Origin of the sequence: Janthinobacterium sp. 35 (assembly GCF_002754575.1) — a bacterium.
GTDB classification, from domain to species: Bacteria; Pseudomonadota; Gammaproteobacteria; order Burkholderiales; family Burkholderiaceae_D; genus Janthinobacterium; species Janthinobacterium tructae.
In genome coordinates this window covers 4,042,188-4,059,001 of the sequence record NZ_PEFN01000001.1, presented here as the reverse complement: position 1 = coordinate 4,059,001, position 16,814 = coordinate 4,042,188, and the positions used below count along the sequence as shown (strand labels likewise).

The window sequence follows — 16,814 nt, the reverse complement described above, 5'->3', positions numbered from 1 at the left end:
CCTTCTTTCCTTCTCTGGTTGATAACGCTTACCTTCGCAATGGGATTGCTCAGCCAGCACAGCCGCAGTGAACAATGTTTGCCCTGCGGCAGAAAGCACGGATAATAGCGCCTAACTCATAAGCACAGTATTGGATTACCTCATGGAAATTAAAGTCAACTTTCTCGACAAGCTGCGTCTCGAAGCCAAGTTCGACGATTTTACCGTCATCGCCGACCAGCCCATCCGCTACAAGGGCGACGGTTCGGCGCCTGGCCCGTTCGATTACTTTTTGGCATCATCGGCACTCTGCGCGGCATACTTCGTGAAATTGTATTGCGATACGCGCAATATTTCCACTGAAAATATCCGCCTGTCGCAAAACAATATCGTCGATCCGGAAAACCGTTACCAGCAGATTTTCAAGATCCAGGTCGAGTTGCCGGCCGATATCTCGGCCAAGGACCGCCAGGGCATCCTGCGCTCGATCGACCGTTGCACGGTGAAAAAAGTGGTGCAAGCGGGGCCAGAATTCGTCATTGAAGAAGTCGCGAACCTGGACGCCGATGCGCAATCCTTGCTGATGCTCAATCCGACCGGCGAAGCCAGCACCTATATCGTAGGCAAGGATTTGCCGCTGGAACAGACCATCGCGAATATGTCGGGCCTGCTGGCGGGCCTGGGCATCAAGATTGAAATCGCCTCGTGGCGCAACATCATCCCGAACGTGTGGTCGCTGCATATCCGCGACGCGCATTCGCCCATGTGCTTTACCAACGGCAAGGGTGCGACCAAGGAAAGCGCGCTGGCGTCGGCCCTGGGCGAGTATATCGAGCGCCTCAGCAACAACCATTTCTACGCCGGATCGTTCTGGGGCGAAGACATCGCCAACGCGGATTTTGTGCATTACCCGAACGAGCGCTGGTTCAAGCCGGGCCGCAAGGATGCGCTGCCGAAGGAGATTCTCGACGAGTATTGCCTCGATATCTACAACCCCGATGGCGAGCTGCGCGGCTCGCACCTGGTCGACACCAACTCCGGCAATGCCGAGCGCGGCATCTGCTCGCTGCCGTATGTGCGCCAGTCCGATGGCGAGGTCGTGTATTTCCCATCGAACCTGATCGAAAATCTGTACGTCAGCAATGGCATGAGCGCCGGCAATACCCTGGTCGAAGCGCAGGTGCAATGTCTGTCGGAAATTTTTGAGCGGGCCGTGAAGCGCGAAATCCTCGAAGGCGAAATCGCCCTGCCCGACGTGCCGCAGGACGTGCTGGCGAAATACCCGGGTATTCTGGCAGGCATCCGGGGCCTGGAAGAGCAAGGCTTTCCCGTACTGGTCAAAGATGCGTCGCTGGGCGGCGTGTACCCGGTGATGTGCGTCACCCTGATGAACCCGCGCACGGGCGGCGTGTTTGCCTCGTTCGGCGCGCACCCGAGCCTGGAAGTGGCGCTCGAGCGCAGCCTGACGGAATTGCTGCAGGGCCGCAGCTTCGAAGGCTTGAACGACTTGCCGCAGCCGACGTTTGCCAGCGAAGCCGTCACCGAGCCGAACAACTTCGTCGAACACTTCATCGATTCGAGCGGCATCGTCTCGTGGCGCTTCTTCAGCGCGAAAGCCGATTACGATTTTGTCGAGTGGGATTTTTCCGGCCACGGCGAGAACTCGAATGCCGAGGAGGCGGCGACCCTGTTCGGCATCCTCGCCGGGATGGGCAAAGAAGTCTACACGGCCGAGTACGACCAGCTGGGCGCCACCGCCTGCCGCATCCTCGTGCCCGGTTATTCGGAAGTGTATCCGGTCGAAGATTTAATCTGGGACAACACCAACAAGGCGCTGCTGTTCCGCGCCGACATCCTGAACCTGCATACGCTGGACGATGCCAGCCTGGAAGACTTGCTCGAGCGCCTGGAAAACAGCGAGCTTGACGAGTACGGCGACATCGCCACCCTGATCGGCATCGAGTTTGACGAAAACACGGTGTGGGGCCAGCTGACGACCCTGGAATTGAAGCTGCTGATTCAGCTGGTTCTGCAGCAGTTCGAGGAAGCGAAAGAGCTGGTGGAAACCTTCTTGCAGTACAACGACAACACGCTCGAGCGCAAACTGTTCTATCAAGCCTTGAACGTGGTGCTGGAAGTGGAACTCGATGACGCGCTGGAACTCGACGATTACGTCGTCAATTTCCGCCGCATGTTTGGCGACGCCCGCATGGACGCGGTGCTGGGCTCGGTGGACGGCAGCGTGCGCTTCTTCGGCCTGACCCCGACCAGCATGCGACTGGAAGGCCTGGACCGGCACCAGCGCCTGATCGACAGCTTCAAGAAGCTGCACGCGGCGCGCGCCAAGGTTGCCGCCCACTAGGGCGGCAAGCCCGCTAGGGCGGCAAGCCCGCTAGGGCGGCAAGCCCGGGCTGCTGACAAGCGGCTGACGAGAGTCAGCCGCTTGTCAGCGCCGCGATCTCCTTCTGCATGTTTTCAATCGCCCGCGCGTTGTACTGGTCGGCGAAATACGCATCGCCAAACAGCTGGCCAGCCTGCGCCTTGGCGCACAGGTGCTGCAGCGCCAGGCCCCGCTGCTGCTTGAAGCGCACGGGGTCCACATGCGCATATTCCAGGCCGATGGCTTGCGTGTAGGCGTGATATACCTCTTCATCCTGTCCCAGGATGGCCAGGTCGGCGCTGAGCATGGCGTCCTTCAGCGCGTGGCTGATGCCCGGTCCCTGGAAATGGTCGGTGGCGCGTATCAACTGCGCCACATCGAGGTTGTCGCCCGCATCGAGGCCACTGGCCAGCCACAGCTGGGCGCTCGCCTCTTCGCTGGAATACAGGGCCTCGTCGTCATGGCTGTAGACGGCGTCATGGAACCAGAAGGCCTTCTTGACCAGCGCGCTGTCGCGTTTGGGCGCATAGGTATTGTCGGCCCACACGCGGATTTCGGACAAGCCGTGCACCAGGTGGTCGAGGTTGTGATAGTGGCGCTCCGTGCCGCCATACGCCTGCGGTCCCGTCAGGTGCGCGAACCAGTGATCCGCCAGCGCGACGTCGGCTGCCGAAGCGGTGGCGTAATGCCACAGCGCTTCCCACTCCTTGCGCAGGCAGTCGAGTATCCACGCGTGGTAGGCCGGGCCGGGGACGAATTTTTTCATGGTCCAGTTCCAGCCCACCGGTCCTTCCAGCGCCTTGACGAAGCTGGAGCTGACGGAACCGAGGTCGCGCGGCGGCATGACGAAAATCGTCTTGGCGCCCTGCAGCACGTCCACATTGGTTTGCTGGATCAGGTTTTCATAGTCGAAATCGGCCGTCGTGCGGATGCCGCGGATCAGGTAGTCGCAGCCATGCTTTTTCGCCGCACGCGCCGTGTAGTCGCCCTTGACGATGACCACTTGCACATTGTCCCAGCCGCACTCGCACGCGCTCTGCTCGATGATGCGCTTGCGGTCTTCGGCCGGGAATTGCGGCTTCTTGGCGGGGTTTTGCGACAGGAAGACGATCACCTCGTCGGCAAGCGAACGCGCTTCGCCGATCACCCACATATGGCCGTTGGTGATGGGGTCGAGGGTTCCTGAAAATCCGATTCTCTGCATGTGCGCTCCGTGGTCTGGTTCTGCTTGTTTCGCAGACAATATAGGGCCACGGCGCGCGCGTCAATGCAACAGGCCAAAGATCATGATCAAAACGCTCTTTTCTCCGCTTGCGGGAATTCCACGCGCACGCACAGGCCGCCCAGGCGCTCGGACTTGTCCAGCACCAGGCGCGCGCCATGGCGCTCGGCGATGGCCTTGATGATGGCCAGTCCCAGGCCGCTGCCGTTGGCGTCCGTGCCGGGCACGCGGTAGAAGCGGCTGAAGACGCGTTCGCGCTCCTCGGGCGGAATGCCGGGGCCGTTGTCTTCCACGGACAAGGTCACGCCGACGGGGCTGGCGCGCAGGTCGATATCGACCGTGCCGCCCTGCGGCGTGTACTTGATGGCGTTGTCGACCAGGTTGCGCAGCATGATGTTGAGGGCGTCGGCCTGCCCCGCCACCTTGGCCGGGTCCATGTGGTGCAGGCCCAGGTCGATCTTGCGCGCCTGCGCGATGCCGGCCATGTCGCCCAGCGCGCGCTTGACGACGTCGTTCAAGTCCACCGCCTGCAGCTGATCGCCGCTGGCGGCGCTCGCTTCCTGGCGCGCCAGCACCAGCAGCTGCTCGACCAGGCGCGTGGCCCGCTCGATGCCGGCGCTCACGCGCGAGATCGCCAGGCTGCGTTTTTCTTCCGATTCGGCCCGCTCCAGGCTCAAGACCTGCAGTTTCAGGGCCGCCAGCGGCGTGCGCAATTCATGCGCGGCGTCGGCAACAAAGTGCTGCTGCGCGTCGAACGCCGTTTTCACGCGGCCGAACAGCAAATTCAATTCATGCACCAGGGGCCGCACTTCGTCGGGCAAGCCCGCTTCCGAGACGGGAGATAAATCATCGGCCTGGCGCGCCGCCACCTGCTTGCGCACGCGTGAGACTGGCGCCAGCGAACCGCTGACCACCCACCACACGACCAGCATCAATATCGGCGCCATCAACGCGATGGGTCCGACCGTGCGCAGCGCCAGGCTGCCGGCCATGCGCTTGCGCACGGCCATGTCCTGCGCGATCTGCACGGTCTGGGAACTGGTTTGCACGGAGAAGATGCGGTAAGTGGTGCCGTTCGCCTTCACGTTGGAAAAGCCCAGCACGGCGCGCTGCGGCAGTTCCGCGCGCGTGATCGAGCGGAACACCTGCACGCCGTCCGGCGTCCACACCTGCACCACCATGTCGTTGTTGACGGGGTCGGCCGGCAAGGCTTGCGCATGGTTGGCCAGCGGCGCGCCGGAGCGCAGCGACAGGGCCATCTGCTGCATGTGATAGTCGAAGATCTGGTCGGCGTCATACAGGGCGCTGCGGTAGGCGATCGATGCCTGCGCCAGGGCCGCCATGATGATGGCCGCCAGCAAAAACCACAGCAGGCGGCCGCGCAGCGAGTGCGTCACCGTGACCTTCATCCTCATGCCTTGGGCACCATGTAGCCGAGGCCGCGCACATTCTGGATCAAGTCGCTGCCCAGCTTCTTGCGCAAGCCGTGGATATACACTTCCACGGCATTGCTGTTGACTTCATCCTTCCAGCTGTACAGTTTTTCTTCCAGCTGCGCGCGCGACAGCACGATGCCGGGACGCGCGATCAAGGCTTCCAGCACGGCCCATTCGCGCGCCGACAGGTTGACGGGATGGCCCTCGGCGATCACTTCGCGCGTCAGCGGATTGATGGAGACGCCCTGGTGCTCGAAGATCGGTTCCGGACGGCCCGAGGCGCGCCGCAGCAGGGCACGTATGCGCGCCAGCAATTCGTCGAGGTCATACGGCTTCAAGACGTAATCGTCGGCGCCCGCATCGAGGCCGGCGATGCGCTGCTCGACGGCGTCGCGCGCCGTGGCCACCAGCACCGGGGTATCGAGCTTGCGCAAACGCATCGAGCGCAGCACGTCGAGGCCATCCTTGCGCGGCAAGCCCAGGTCCAGCAGCACCAGGTCATAGGTTTGCGTCTGCAGGGCCGTATCGGCCATGTCGCCGTCCTTGACCCAGTCCACCGCATAGTGCTCGGCGCGCAGCAAATCGAGCACCACCTCGCCGATCATCGTGTCGTCTTCTACCAGCAATAAGCGCATGGTTGCTCCTTGTTCAATTTTTCACCCCAAAGGCGAAAGGCCGGGGTCGAACCCTGAGGGTTCGACCCCAGTATTTGCCCTTGGGTTTGTTTCTTTCATTAACCCAAACGCACGGGAATAAAAATCTTGTCGGGTCCGCGCTGTATCAGCAAGGCCACCGACTTGGCGGATTTTTCCACCACGTCGCGCACCTGCTCGACCGTGTTGACGGGACGGCCATTCACCGACAATAGCACGTCGCCCGGCAGCACACCGGCATTCGCCGCCGCACCGCCGGCGTCTTCCACCAGCAGGCCGGCGCTGATGCCCGCTTCGCGCTTTTCATCCGATTGTAACGGACGCAGGGCCAGGCCCAGCTGTACCTTGCCGGACGCGCCGTCGCTCTTCGCCACTTCGGCCACCTTGTCGGCCGCATTGCCCAGGGTTGCCGTCAGGCTGACGATCTTGCCGTCACGCCAGACATCGAGGCTGATCTTGTCGCCTGGCAAGGACGTACCCACCAGGGCCGGCAAGTCGGCCGAGGCGATGATGCGCTGGCCATTCACCTTGCGCACCACGTCGCCCGACTTCAGGCCCGCCTTGTCGGCCGGGCTGCCCCGCTCCACGTTGGCCACCAGCGCGCCTTCCGGCGTGGCCAGCTTGAACGAGTCGGCAAAGCCCTGGTTGACTTCCTGCACCGTCACGCCCAACTTGGCGTGGCTGGCCTTGCCCGTGGCGACGATCTGGTCCTTGATGCGGCCGGCCAGGTCGATCGGGATGGCGAACGACAAGCCCTGGAAGCCGCCCGTCTGGCTGTAGATCTGCGAATTGATGCCCACCACTTCGCCGCGTGTATTGAACAGCGGACCGCCCGAGTTGCCGGGGTTCACCGCCACGTCCGTCTGGATGAACGGCACGTTACTGTCGTCGGGCAGCGAGCGGCCCTTGGCGCTGACCACGCCCGCCGTCACGGTGCTGTCGAAACCGTACGGCGAACCGATGGCCAGTACCCACTCGCCCACTTTCAGGTCGCTCGAATGGCCGAGCGGCACGATGGGCAGGTTGTTGGCGTCGATCTTCAGCACGGCGATATCGGTCTTCGGATCGGTGCCCAGCACCTTGGCGCGGAATTCGCGGCGGTCGTTCAGCTTGACGGTCACTTCGCGCGCATCGCGCACCACGTGGGCATTCGTCATGATGATGCCGTCCGGGCTGACGATGAAGCCGGAGCCGAGGCCGTGCGTGGGTACGTCGCGGCCACCGCGCTGCCCGCCTTGCGGCCCCTGGAAGCGGCGGAAGAATTCGAAGAACGGATCGTTGCCGAAATCGTCGTTGCCGGCCTGGGCCGATGGGTCGTAGGCCACCTTGGTGCTGCCCGTGACGCTGATGTTGACGACGGCCGGGCTGTTGCGCGCGGCGATCTGGCTAAAGTCGGGCAAGGCCACCAGCGGCGCGCTGGCGGCAGGCGCGACGGCGGCAGCCACGGGGGCGGCGGCGGCGGCAGTATTCGCGCCGGCATTGTTCTGATGCATGACCATGGCGCCACCGGCGCCCAGCACACCGATCGCGGCCAGCGCGGCTACGGTGCGTTTGATTTTCAGCGATGCGGTATTCGTTTGCTGTTCCATGAATTGCTCCTCATTCAATGAGATTTTGATGTATGCAATAGTGGGCCACGAGTCTTAGGCGGTGCTTAACATTTTTCCATTTGGAAACAAGCGTTGGCGCCTTTAAGCATCGCTTAATCTGGCGCGCCGCATGGTGGGCCATGGAGTGGCGTACAGGGCCTGGACGTGACACTGGCCGGATCAACCGGCCAGTATTTTACTGCATCGGAGGGTACCCTCCTGGCTGCCCGGGCACCCGAGGGGCGCTGCGATCAGCTCAGATCAGCTCAGCTCAGATCAGGCTGCCTGACGCTGTTCCAGCACGCTGACAGTGTCGCTGCCGGTGCCGATCTCGATCTTGCGCGGTTTCAGCGCTTCCGGCACTTCACGCACCAGGTCGATGGTCAGCATGCCGTTTTCAAACGTGGCGCCCGTGACCTTCACATGGTTGGCCAGCTGGAAACGCTGTTCGAAATCGCGGGCAGCGATACCGCGGTGCAAGAACGTGCGCTCGACGCCATCTTTCTGCTTGCGGCCCGTGACATGCAGCGAGTCGCGTTCGGTGATGATGTCGATCTCTTCGCGCGAGAAGCCGGCCAATGCCATCACGATGCGGTATTTATCTTCCGATACCAGTTCGATGTTGTAGGGCGGATAGCTGGGCTGTGCATCGGCGCGCTGTTCATTGAGCAGCTGTGCCAGGCGGTCAAAGCCAATGGCGGAACGGTACAGGGGAGCAAGGTCAAAAGTACGCATGATAAATATCCTTTTCAAATGAAGCGATAAGAGGGGCGGACCTCACCATGAGCATCCGCTTGCTACCAATCTAAGGACGATCAAGCGGCCTTCAAGGCCTTGAAAAAGACGATTTTTGCCCCAGTGCCGAAAATATTCTTGAGGCTAGTCGTCAGTGCGCAAGGCGCAGGACAGCGCCGTCCGGTTGCTCACGCCGAGCTTGCGGTAAATCATATGCAGCTGGTTGCGCACGGTGGCGGGCGACTTGTCGAGCGCGCGGGCGATGGATTTGTAGGGCGTGCCGCGCATGGCCATGGCCGCCACCAGCCGCTCGGCTGGCGTCAGGCGCTGCATGGCGACGTTGCCGGAGAGCATATTTTCATGCATGGGCTGGCTCCCCACCCCTGCTGGCATCGCGCAAGGTCTTGCCGCGTTTTCTCATGATGGGACTGTCCTTTTCGGTTTGGCGGACCAGCTGCAATGCGGCCCTTCATACTCTTGTTCGCAGCGCGCCGCCATCCGGTTCAATCTTTTTGCAATGACATTGCGCCCGCCGCTGCGCCCACGCCTTTGCAGGCCTCGCCCTTACCAATACTGCACTATTTCCCCGATGCTATAATTGCCACGACGCAATTGCCTGCCGCCCCCATTCAACCTGCCCCTGCCCCGCCACCATGAGCGCATTGCCTGTCTATCCCGCCGAACTGCTCGCTGCCATGGCGTCGGGCGACCAGCGCGCGCTGGACGCCCTGTACCGCGCCTGGTCGCCGCGCGTGCGCGTGTTTGCGCGCCTGCAGCTATCGGGCTCGGGGCTCGATGTGCACGCGGTCGCCGACGAAGTCACGGTGGACGTGTTCCACGCTATCTGGCGTGCGCCCATGCGCTACGACGGCCGGGTGGCGTTCGGCACCTGGCTGCTGACCCTGGCCCGCAACAAGGCCATCGACCAGATCCGCCGCCATGGCAAGCGCCTGGCACGCGAAGTGCCGCTCGACAGCGATAGCGAGGAGCAGGCGCAGCAGGAACTGGCGGAACACGATCCGGGGCCACAGGTGGCGCGGGAAAGTCTGCAACGGCGCCATGCCGTGCTGAAATGCCTGCTGCGTCTGCGCAACCCGATGCAGCGCGAAAGCCTGACCCTGTGGGCCATCGACGACCTGTCGGTGGCCGATATTGCCCATATTCAACAAGCACCGGAAGGCACCGTCAAGACGCGCTTGTTTCATGGCCGCATCAACTTACGCCAGTGCATACAGCGCTGGTTTGCCCAGGAAGGCGGCCGCCATGGCTGAGTCCATCGATCCTCAGGAACAGGCGCTGCGCGAGATGCTGCCCGACTATCTGAATGGCCATGCCCCCGCAGACGTGGCCAGCCGCATCGCCGCCAGGCTGGAACACGATCCGGACTGGGCCGCCGATGCCGGCTGGCTGGGCGAGATCCGCACCGCCATCGAGGCCGAAGCGGCCAGCATGGATCCCGCCGCCGGCCTGGCGCAACTGCATCGCCGCCTCGAACGCCCCGGCTTCTGGCGCCGCTGCTACCAGCGCCTGGCGCTGCCTGCACTGGCGCCAGTGGCCATCACGGCACTGGCCAGCCTGTGCATAGGACAGGCGTGGCTGCTGTGGCAGCAAGCTGCCCCGGCGGATCAACTGCGCTGGCGCAGCGTGCCAGGTGCAGTGGCGCCGCCGGCCAGCCTGCGCGTGCAATTCCTGCCAACCGCCAGCATGGCCCAGGTCGCTGCAGCGCTGGAGCAGGCACAGGCAGGCATCGTCGCCGGCCCCCTGCCTGACCACAGCTATCTGCTCGATGCGGCCGATCCGCCCGCAGCCCTGCAAAGCCTGCGGGCCAGTGGCGTGGTGGCGGCGGCATCGCTCGCCAGCGGGCCAGGGACGCCATGAAAAACAGGCGGCGCTGGGGGCGCTCACTACTGCTGAGCTACCTGCTGAGTTACCTGCTGAGTTACCTGCTGAGCGGCGCGGCGCTGGCCGGCGAACGCCACGCGCTGCTGATCGGCGTGGGTACCTTGCCCGCCATGCCGCGCAGCAGCTGGCTGGCCGGTCCCACGGCCGACGTGAACGCCATGCGCGCGGCGTTGCGGCAACAGGGTTTCGCCGATGAACATATCTACCGCCTGGCCGATGATGTGGGCGCCAGCCAGGCGCCCACGCGCGCGGCCATCCTGGCGCGCCTGGCGCAGCTGGAAAAGACGCTGGGCAAGGACGATGTCCTGCTGCTGTACTGGTCGGGCCACAGCGTGCTGCTGCCCGTCTATCCGGGCCAGGCAGCCGCGCCGCAAGGACGGCGCACGCGCTTGTTGACGCGCGACAGCCAGGTCAGCCACCAGGGGCAGCAGCTCGATGGCGGCGTCGGCAGCAGCGAACTGGGGCGCGCCATCGATGCGTTTGCCGTGCGGCAGACACAGGTCGTGGCCATATTCGATACCTGCCATGCGGCGGCCGGCACGCGCAGCGGCGACGGCCTGGCGTGGCGGGGGCTGGCGGCGAGCGACATCGGCTGGCGCCCGGCCCCTGGCAAGGGCACGCCACCAGACGAACCGCAGGCGCGGCCCCGTCATGTCGCCTTTTTCGCCGCCGAAGCCCAGCAGCGCACGCCGGAAGCCGCCACGCCCGCCACGCCGGGTCTGGCAGCGGGCTTGTTTACCCGGGCCATCATCGCCGCCTTGCAACGCCAGCCACAAACCTATGCCATGTGGGCCGGCGCCACCACGCAGCAATACAAGAGCGCATTGCAGGCTTACCAGCTGCCCCGCTCCGCCTGGCCTTCGCCCGTGTATGCGGGGGCGCTCGATGCACCGCTATGGCAGGGCGGCGGTAGCGGCCCTGCGCCGCTGTGGCCCGTGCAGCGCAATGCGCAGGGCTGGCATGTGCCGTATGGTCTGCTCGACGGCATACGCGAGGGCGACCTGTTCCGGCAGGCTGGCGCGCACTGGCGCGCCGCCACGGTCGGCTGGGGAGAAACGCGGCTGACGCTGTTACCGGACAGTGCAGGCGCCGCAGCGGGCTGGGCCAGCCGCACGCCCGCGCCGCTGCCTGCGGGATCGATACGCCCGGGCCGTCTCGCCGCCCTGCTGGCGCTGCCCGCCACGCCTGGCCCGCCCCTGCTCGACGCGCGCATCGAACTGACCCTGCCGGGCAAGGCGCCGCGCCAGCTGGCCTTCGCCGATGGCGACCTCGGCGTGCTGCCGGCCGGCACGCGCATCCGCCTCAGCGTGGAAAACCGCAGCGCCGCTTCCGTCGACCTGGGCCTGGCGCACTTGCCGCTGGACGGCCCCGCCACGCGCATCTATCCGGCCCTCGACGGCGACAGCAACCGCATGCCGCCCGCCATCGGCGCCGGCATCAGCCGCTTCGAGCGCAGCTTCGTCGTCAGCGGCCCCCACTATGGCGTGGAATGGCTGGCGCTGGTGGCGGCACCGGCGGCAAATGGCACCCTGCCGCGCCGCTTCGCCATCATCGAAGCGTTGCCGGCCCTGCCAGCCACGCGCGGCGCGGCCGACGCTGCCGTCCCCGTGGCGGAAGCGGGCAACCCCGACCAGGCACAGGTGGCCCGGCTGTCCTGGCGCTCCGTCCAATGAGGCGCCTCGTCCTGGGCCTGCTGCTGGCCGTATCGGCCTTGCCGCAAACGGCATCGGCCGGTACCTGCCAGGCCGTCATCGCGCCATGGCTGGCGCAGGCGAACGATGCCAACGAGAAGGAACAGCCGGCCGTCTCGCTGCCCCTGTTCCAGCGCAGCGTGGCCGCTTGCCGCGCGGCGGACGACCGGGCCGGCATCGCCACCGGCCTGCTGGGCGTGGGCCAGAGCCTGCACATGCTCAACCGCTACGCCGAGAGCGAACAGGCCTTGCTGGAAGGCTGGGCCATCCGCCAGGCGCTGGACGACGGCGATCCCGGACGCGAAAGCATGTACTACCCGAGTGAACTGATGTACCTGTACCGCCAGTGGAGCCGCTTCGACCTGGCCTGGCAATGGGGCGACATCGCGCTGGCGGCGAAAGCCCGCCTGATCGGCAAGGACACGGTATCGTATGGCACCAGCCTGTCCAACCTGTCCGGCGTGGCGCTGCAGACCAAGGAATATGCGCGCGGCCTGCCGTATGCGCGGCAAGCCATGGAAACGTGGGCCCGCACCTCGGGCGAGGACAGCACCGACCATGCGTGGGGCATGCGCGACGTGGGCGTGCTGCTGCTACGCATGGGCCGCATGGAAGAAGCCTACGGCTACCTGGAGCGCGCCTACCGGATACGCCTGGCGGCCTTCGGCGACAACCGCACCGAGACGCAAACCAGCGTGACCGACATGGCCAACTGGTACACCCTGAGCGGCAACGACCGCCAGGCGCTGGCGTTCGCCCAGCGCGCGCTGGCCATGGCGGTGCAGCGTTCGGGGGCCGACTCGATGCAGGCCAGCGTGGCCCTGAACCGCCTGAGCGGCATCCACCTGCGCCTGGGCGAAAGCGGCAAGGCATGGCAGGAGGCGGAGGACGGCCTGCGCATCCGCCGCACCCTGTTCGGCGACCGCCATGCCAACACCGTCAGCGCCTGGCAGGACGTGGCGCTGACGGCACTGGCGGACAATCAGCTGGGCCGCGCGGAAGTGGCCGCCGCCGCCGCGCTCGAGCATTGCCGCGCCGTGTATGGCGCGGCCGCCGCCACCTGCGCCGCGCACCAGCTCGCGCATGGCAGCGCGCGCATGGCATTGGGGCAGTACCAGCAGGCGCTGGAAGCGGCGCAGGCGGCGGCGCGGCTGGCCATGTCCGGCGGCCAGGCGCTGCCGGCCGACGAAGCCGATGCGCTGCTGCTGGCGGCGCAGGCACAGGCCGCGCTGGGACTCCAGGACGAGGCGGAAACGGCACTGGCCGGCCTGGAGGCGCGGCTGCTGCAAACGCCTCCCGCCACGGCCGGCATGCTCGACACGGTGCGCCAGGCGCGCCTGCTGGCGCGCGCGGAGCACGCCGGCATCGGCGCGGCCGAACTGCAGGCGCTGGCGCGCGAGGCGGGCGCCATGGCGCAGCAACTGGCCGCCTCGCGCGGCGTGGCCCATCCCGCCCATGCACAGGCCTTGCTGGACGCGGCCGGACTCAATGCGCGCACGGGCGATGCCGCCACGGCGCGCTCCCAGTCGGCACGCGCACTGGCCATCGGCATGGCGAATGAACAGAGCATGCTCGAAGCGCGGGCGGCGGCGCAGCTGGGCGCGCTGGAACCGGACGCGGCCGGCATTTTCCTCGGCAAGCAGGCGGTCAATGCGCTGCAAGCCACGCGCGCCGGCACGGCCAGCCTGCCCGTGCCGCTGCGGCAGAGCTTTGTGCGGCAAAAACGCGCCGCCTACGGCCAGCTGGCGGACCGCCTGCTCGACCAGCGCCGCATCCACGAAGCGGAAACCGTGCTGGCCATGATCCGCGAGGACGAATTCCACAGCCTGGTGCGCAGCGCCCCCGATCCGCGCGCCACGCGCCTCGGCTACACGGGCGCGGAGGGCGAATGGCAGCGCCAGTTCGAAGCGCGCGCCGCCGCCCTGCGCGCAGGCGCCCAGGCACTGGCCGCAGCGCGCGAACGCCAGGCGCAGGGCCTGGCGCAAGCCGACGACGCATGGCGGCAGGCAAACGACGCCATGGCGCTGCTGCTCGATGGCGCCACCGAGGCGCTGGCAGCGCTGCCAGCCGGTCGCGTAGCCACGCCCGCGCCGGCCGGCAAGGCTGGCATGGCGCAGGCCGAGCCGCTCAAGCGGGGCGTGCTGCACCTGACTTACCTGGTTACCGACACGCGCCTGCGCATCGTCGCGCAGCGCGGCGGACGGCGCGGCAGCACCATCCACGATGTGGCCATCGACGAGCGCGCGCTGGCGCAGCGCATCGCCCGCCTGCGCCGCAGCGCGCAAGATCCGGCACAGGACGCGCGCGCCGACGCGCAGGCGCTGTATGCGCTGCTGCTGGCGCCGGCCAGCCGGGAACTGGACGGCGCCACCTCGCTGTCGCTGTCGCTGGGCGGCGTCTTGCGCTACCTGCCGTTCGCCATGCTGCATGACGGGCGCCGCTGGCTGGTCGAACGGCTGCCCGTCTCGCTGCATGGCGAACAGGCCGGCGCACAAGCAGCGCCGCGCCGCGCGCCATCGCTTGCCCTGTTCGGCCAGACGCGCGCCAGTGGCGAACTGCCGGCCCTGCCCTTCGTGCAGCGCGAACTGCGCGCCGTGCAGGCGATCGGACACGCGGCGCGCATCCCCAGCCAGATCTACCTCGATGGCGACTTCACCGGCGCGGCGCTGCAGCGCGCACTGCCCGCCAACAGCAGCGTGCATATAGCCAGCCATTTCGTGCTGCGCTCGGGCGTGGGCGCGGACTCCTACCTGCTGCTGGGCGATGGCGGCAAACTCAGCCTGGCGGAACTGGCGCAGGACGGCTACCGCTTCGCCGGCCTGGACCTGCTCACCCTGTCGGCCTGCGAAACGGCCGTGCCGGCCGGCACCGATGCCACGGGACGCGAACTGGAAGGCCTGGCCTGGCTGGCCCGCCAGCGCGGCGCGCGCAATGTGCTGGCCAGCCTGTGGCGCGTGTCGGACCAGTCGACGGCCACCTTGATGGGCGATTTTTATGCGGCGCTGGCGCAAGGCAAGGGCAAGCCGCAAGCCTTGCGCCAGGCGCAGTTGCGGCAGATCCGCGCCGCCCGGCACGCCGTCACGGCGACGCGGGGCCTGACGCCGCTCGACGCCGCCGGCGGCAGCGGCGAGACGCGCGGCCATCCCTTCTACTGGGCCGGTTTCATCCTGCTCGGCTCCTGAGCGCCGCACGACGGAAGGCCGTTTTTGGTGTATGCTGGCGGCATGAACAATGACACCGACATCCAGCTCAGCGGCCCCTTCAAGGCCACCGACGGCTCCGGCCGTGCCCACGACATCAAGGCCATCCGCATCTTCGACGAAGGCTACGGCATCATCGACGTCTACGTCGATTTCGCCGCGCCGCTCGAAGCCGGTGCTTACAAGGACAAGACCCTGGTCGGCCACATCCTGGCCCGCCTGCGCAGCCTCGGCTACGTGGGCCCCGACTTCGGCCATGGCGACCTGGGCTTGCAAGACAAGAAACTGATCGTCCTGGAAGCGCCCGAGGAATTTTCCGCCTTTGCCATCAGTAAAGGCTGGAAGGATCTTTCCGCAGAGTTCGACGAGGACTGATCCGCTCTTCTCCATCTGCGCCGTACCCGCATCTTGCCGGTACGGCGTTTTTCATGGGCGGCGATTTATGCCAGGTAGCGCGCGCTCCACGCAGCGATGACGTTGGCCACATACGCCGCGTCATCGCGCCCCGTCAATAAATGGTCGGCATCGTCGAGCGAAACGAAACTTTTCGGGTGCTTCGCGGCCGTAAAGATATCCATCGCGTTCGACAGGCTCACCGTCGTGTCGTTCGGCGCGTGCATCACCAGCAGGGCGCGGCGCAGGCCGGCGATGTGAGCCTTCAGGCTGTGGCTGCCCGCGTCGTCGACGAATTGCTGGCGGATGCGAAATGGCCGCCCTTCCAGCTGCACCAGCGCCTCGCCCTCGGCGGCGATCTGCTCCAGGTGCGCGCTGAACATGCGCGTGACATACGCGGGCGTGCTGGGCGCGGCCAGGGTCACCACGGCGGTCGCTTCCGGCACTTGCGCGGCAGCGGCCAGCACGGCGGCGCCGCCCAGGCTGTGGCCGATCAGCAATTGCGGCGCAGCATGTTTTGCCCGCAGAAAATCGGCGGCAGCCAGCAGGTCGTCCACGTTCGACGAGAAATTCGTGGCGGCAAACTCGCCCTCGCTGGCACCGAGTCCCGTGAAGTCGAAGCGCAGCACGGCGATGCCGTGTTGCGTCAAGCCTTGCGCGATGCGCCGCGCGGCCAGCACGTCCTTGCCGCAGGTAAAACAGTGGGCGAACAGCGCGTAGGCGCGGATGGCGCCGTCGGGCGCGTCGAGGCGCGCCGCCAGCACATGGCCGTGCGCGCCGGGAAAATCTTGCCGGGTGGATTTCATTGTCTCAGATCAAAGCTGCCGCGCAGCGCGGCCGATGGCGCATTGTAGCGCCGTCAGGCCACAGCTGTTTTAGCCACGCGATGGGATGTCGACGCCCTTGATGACGGCAGGCCTGGCCAGGAAAGCGTCCAGCGCACGCTGCACGTTGGGGAAGTTACTAAAACCGACTAGGTCGCCGGCACCATAGAAACCCACCAGGCAGCGCACCCACGGGAAGATGGCGATGTCGGCAATCGTGTACTGGCTACCCATGATCCAGTCGCGGCCCTGCAGGCGCTGCTCGAGCACGCCCAGCAGGCGCCTGGCCTCGCCGAGATAGCGCTCGAGCGGACGCTTGTCTGCGTAGTCCTTGCCGGCGAATTTATGGAAGAAGCCCACCTGGCCAAACATGGGGCCGATACCGCCCATCTGGAACATCAGCCATTGTATTGTTTCATAGCGCAGGCCCGCGTCCTGCGGCAGGAACTTGCCCGTCTTTTCCGCCAAGTACAGCAGGATGGCGCCCGACTCGAACAGCGCCAGCGGCTGGCCGCCGGGACCGTCCGGGTCGAGGATGGCGGGAATCTTGTTGTTCGGATTGAGCGACAGGAAGGCGGGCGACAGCTGCTCGTTCTGCTCGAAGCTGACCAGGTGCGGCTCGTACGCCAGGCCCAGCTCTTCCAGCAGGATCGAGACCTTGATGCCGTTCGGCGTGGGCAGCGAATACAGCTGCAGGCGCTCGGGATGCAGTGCAGGCCATTTTTCGGTGATGGGGAAGTCGGAAAGTTGGGACATGGAAATCCTTATTCAAGTGGTTGACGCAGCGCAAGCAAGAAAGCAAGAAAGCAA

General features: G+C 65.9%; 14 protein-coding genes. 6 read left to right on the top strand and 8 right to left on the bottom strand.

Features of this window, described 5'->3' with window-relative positions; genetic code table 11:
* Window positions 1-142: 142 nt before the first annotated feature.
* Window positions 143-2,341 (top strand): OsmC domain/YcaO domain-containing protein, encoded by a 2,199-nt coding sequence (locus tag CLU93_RS18095; protein ID WP_099762743.1) that lies wholly within the window; start codon window positions 143-145, stop codon window positions 2,339-2,341.
* Window positions 2,342-2,414: 73 nt separating this feature from the next.
* On the opposite strand, the gene coaD is transcribed toward CLU93_RS18095, so the two are convergent.
* From coaD to CLU93_RS18065, 6 genes are all read right to left on the bottom strand, one after another.
* Window positions 2,415-3,563: a pantetheine-phosphate adenylyltransferase gene (gene coaD, locus CLU93_RS18090; protein WP_099762740.1), complete on the bottom strand. Its 1,149-nt coding sequence runs from the start codon at window positions 3,561-3,563 to the stop codon at window positions 2,415-2,417.
* An 86-nt stretch (window positions 3,564-3,649) separates the two neighbouring features.
* A complete protein-coding gene (locus CLU93_RS18085) occupies window positions 3,650-4,990 on the bottom strand; it encodes an ATP-binding protein (RefSeq protein ID WP_071075926.1) in 1,341 nt (446 codons plus the stop codon).
* Window positions 4,991-4,992: 2 nt separating this feature from the next.
* On the bottom strand, window positions 4,993-5,652 hold the full coding sequence (locus CLU93_RS18080) for a response regulator (RefSeq protein WP_010400558.1): 660 nt from the start codon (window positions 5,650-5,652) through the stop codon (window positions 4,993-4,995).
* Window positions 5,653-5,750: 98 nt separating this feature from the next.
* A complete protein-coding gene (locus CLU93_RS18075) occupies window positions 5,751-7,259 on the bottom strand; it encodes a Do family serine endopeptidase (RefSeq protein ID WP_099764453.1) in 1,509 nt (502 codons plus the stop codon).
* A gap of 276 nt (window positions 7,260-7,535) precedes the next feature.
* A complete protein-coding gene (locus tag CLU93_RS18070) occupies window positions 7,536-7,994 on the bottom strand; it encodes an Hsp20 family protein (RefSeq protein WP_099762738.1) in 459 nt (152 codons plus the stop codon).
* 144 nt (window positions 7,995-8,138) lie between these two features.
* Window positions 8,139-8,360 (bottom strand): helix-turn-helix domain-containing protein, encoded by a 222-nt coding sequence (locus CLU93_RS18065; RefSeq protein ID WP_165829521.1) that lies wholly within the window; start codon window positions 8,358-8,360, stop codon window positions 8,139-8,141.
* 287 nt (window positions 8,361-8,647) lie between these two features.
* Between CLU93_RS18065 and CLU93_RS18060 the strand changes: the two genes are divergently transcribed.
* Genes CLU93_RS18060 through CLU93_RS18040 form a run of 5 tightly spaced genes read left to right on the top strand, consistent with a single transcriptional unit; the run spans window position 8,648 to window position 15,162 of the window.
* Window positions 8,648-9,265, top strand: coding sequence for an RNA polymerase sigma factor (locus CLU93_RS18060; RefSeq protein WP_099762734.1), 618 nt, complete (start codon window positions 8,648-8,650; stop codon window positions 9,263-9,265).
* On the top strand, window positions 9,258-9,872 hold the full coding sequence (locus tag CLU93_RS18055) for a hypothetical protein (protein ID WP_099762732.1): 615 nt from the start codon (window positions 9,258-9,260) through the stop codon (window positions 9,870-9,872). Before CLU93_RS18060 ends, CLU93_RS18055 begins: the two co-directional genes overlap by 8 nt.
* Complete coding sequence (locus CLU93_RS18050) at window positions 9,869-11,569, top strand: caspase family protein (RefSeq protein ID WP_099762729.1); 1,701 nt, start codon at window positions 9,869-9,871, stop codon at window positions 11,567-11,569. The genes CLU93_RS18055 and CLU93_RS18050 overlap by 4 nt, the downstream gene beginning before the upstream one ends.
* The gene (locus tag CLU93_RS28770) at window positions 11,566-14,769 is read left to right on the top strand and encodes a CHAT domain-containing tetratricopeptide repeat protein (RefSeq protein ID WP_180287876.1); all 3,204 of its coding nucleotides are present in this window, start codon (window positions 11,566-11,568) and stop codon (window positions 14,767-14,769) included. Before CLU93_RS18050 ends, CLU93_RS28770 begins: the two co-directional genes overlap by 4 nt.
* Before the next feature lie 42 nt (window positions 14,770-14,811).
* The gene (locus CLU93_RS18040; RefSeq protein ID WP_035827997.1) at window positions 14,812-15,162 is read left to right on the top strand and encodes a hypothetical protein; all 351 of its coding nucleotides are present in this window, start codon (window positions 14,812-14,814) and stop codon (window positions 15,160-15,162) included.
* Between the two features lie 65 nt (window positions 15,163-15,227).
* Here the strand turns inward: CLU93_RS18040 and CLU93_RS18035 are convergent, their stop codons facing one another.
* Entirely contained in the window at window positions 15,228-15,986 is a 759-nt protein-coding gene (locus CLU93_RS18035) for an alpha/beta hydrolase family protein (RefSeq protein ID WP_099762723.1), read from the bottom strand.
* Window positions 15,987-16,055: 69 nt separating this feature from the next.
* Window positions 16,056-16,760 (bottom strand): glutathione S-transferase N-terminal domain-containing protein, encoded by a 705-nt coding sequence (locus tag CLU93_RS18030; protein WP_099762721.1) that lies wholly within the window; start codon window positions 16,758-16,760, stop codon window positions 16,056-16,058.
* Window positions 16,761-16,814: the final 54 nt, after the last annotated feature.

Bases quoted from the DNA above. Each gene is read 5' to 3' on its own strand.
- CLU93_RS18095 (WP_099762743.1), top strand. From the start codon at position 143: ATGGAAATTAAAGTCAACTTTCTCGACAAGCTGCGTCTCGAAGCCAAG.
- coaD (WP_099762740.1), bottom strand. From the start codon at position 3,563: ATGCAGAGAATCGGATTTTCAGGAACCCTCGACCCCATCACCAACGGC.
- CLU93_RS18085 (WP_071075926.1), bottom strand. From the start codon at position 4,990: ATGAAGGTCACGGTGACGCACTCGCTGCGCGGCCGCCTGCTGTGGTTT.
- CLU93_RS18080 (WP_010400558.1), bottom strand. From the start codon at position 5,652: ATGCGCTTATTGCTGGTAGAAGACGACACGATGATCGGCGAGGTGGTG.
- CLU93_RS18075 (WP_099764453.1), bottom strand. From the start codon at position 7,259: ATGGAACAGCAAACGAATACCGCATCGCTGAAAATCAAACGCACCGTA.
- CLU93_RS18070 (WP_099762738.1), bottom strand. From the start codon at position 7,994: ATGCGTACTTTTGACCTTGCTCCCCTGTACCGTTCCGCCATTGGCTTT.
- CLU93_RS18065 (WP_165829521.1), bottom strand. From the start codon at position 8,360: ATGCATGAAAATATGCTCTCCGGCAACGTCGCCATGCAGCGCCTGACG.
- CLU93_RS18060 (WP_099762734.1), top strand. From the start codon at position 8,648: ATGAGCGCATTGCCTGTCTATCCCGCCGAACTGCTCGCTGCCATGGCG.
- CLU93_RS18055 (WP_099762732.1), top strand. From the start codon at position 9,258: ATGGCTGAGTCCATCGATCCTCAGGAACAGGCGCTGCGCGAGATGCTG.
- CLU93_RS18050 (WP_099762729.1), top strand. From the start codon at position 9,869: ATGAAAAACAGGCGGCGCTGGGGGCGCTCACTACTGCTGAGCTACCTG.
- CLU93_RS28770 (WP_180287876.1), top strand. From the start codon at position 11,566: ATGAGGCGCCTCGTCCTGGGCCTGCTGCTGGCCGTATCGGCCTTGCCG.
- CLU93_RS18040 (WP_035827997.1), top strand. From the start codon at position 14,812: ATGAACAATGACACCGACATCCAGCTCAGCGGCCCCTTCAAGGCCACC.
- CLU93_RS18035 (WP_099762723.1), bottom strand. From the start codon at position 15,986: ATGAAATCCACCCGGCAAGATTTTCCCGGCGCGCACGGCCATGTGCTG.
- CLU93_RS18030 (WP_099762721.1), bottom strand. From the start codon at position 16,760: ATGTCCCAACTTTCCGACTTCCCCATCACCGAAAAATGGCCTGCACTG.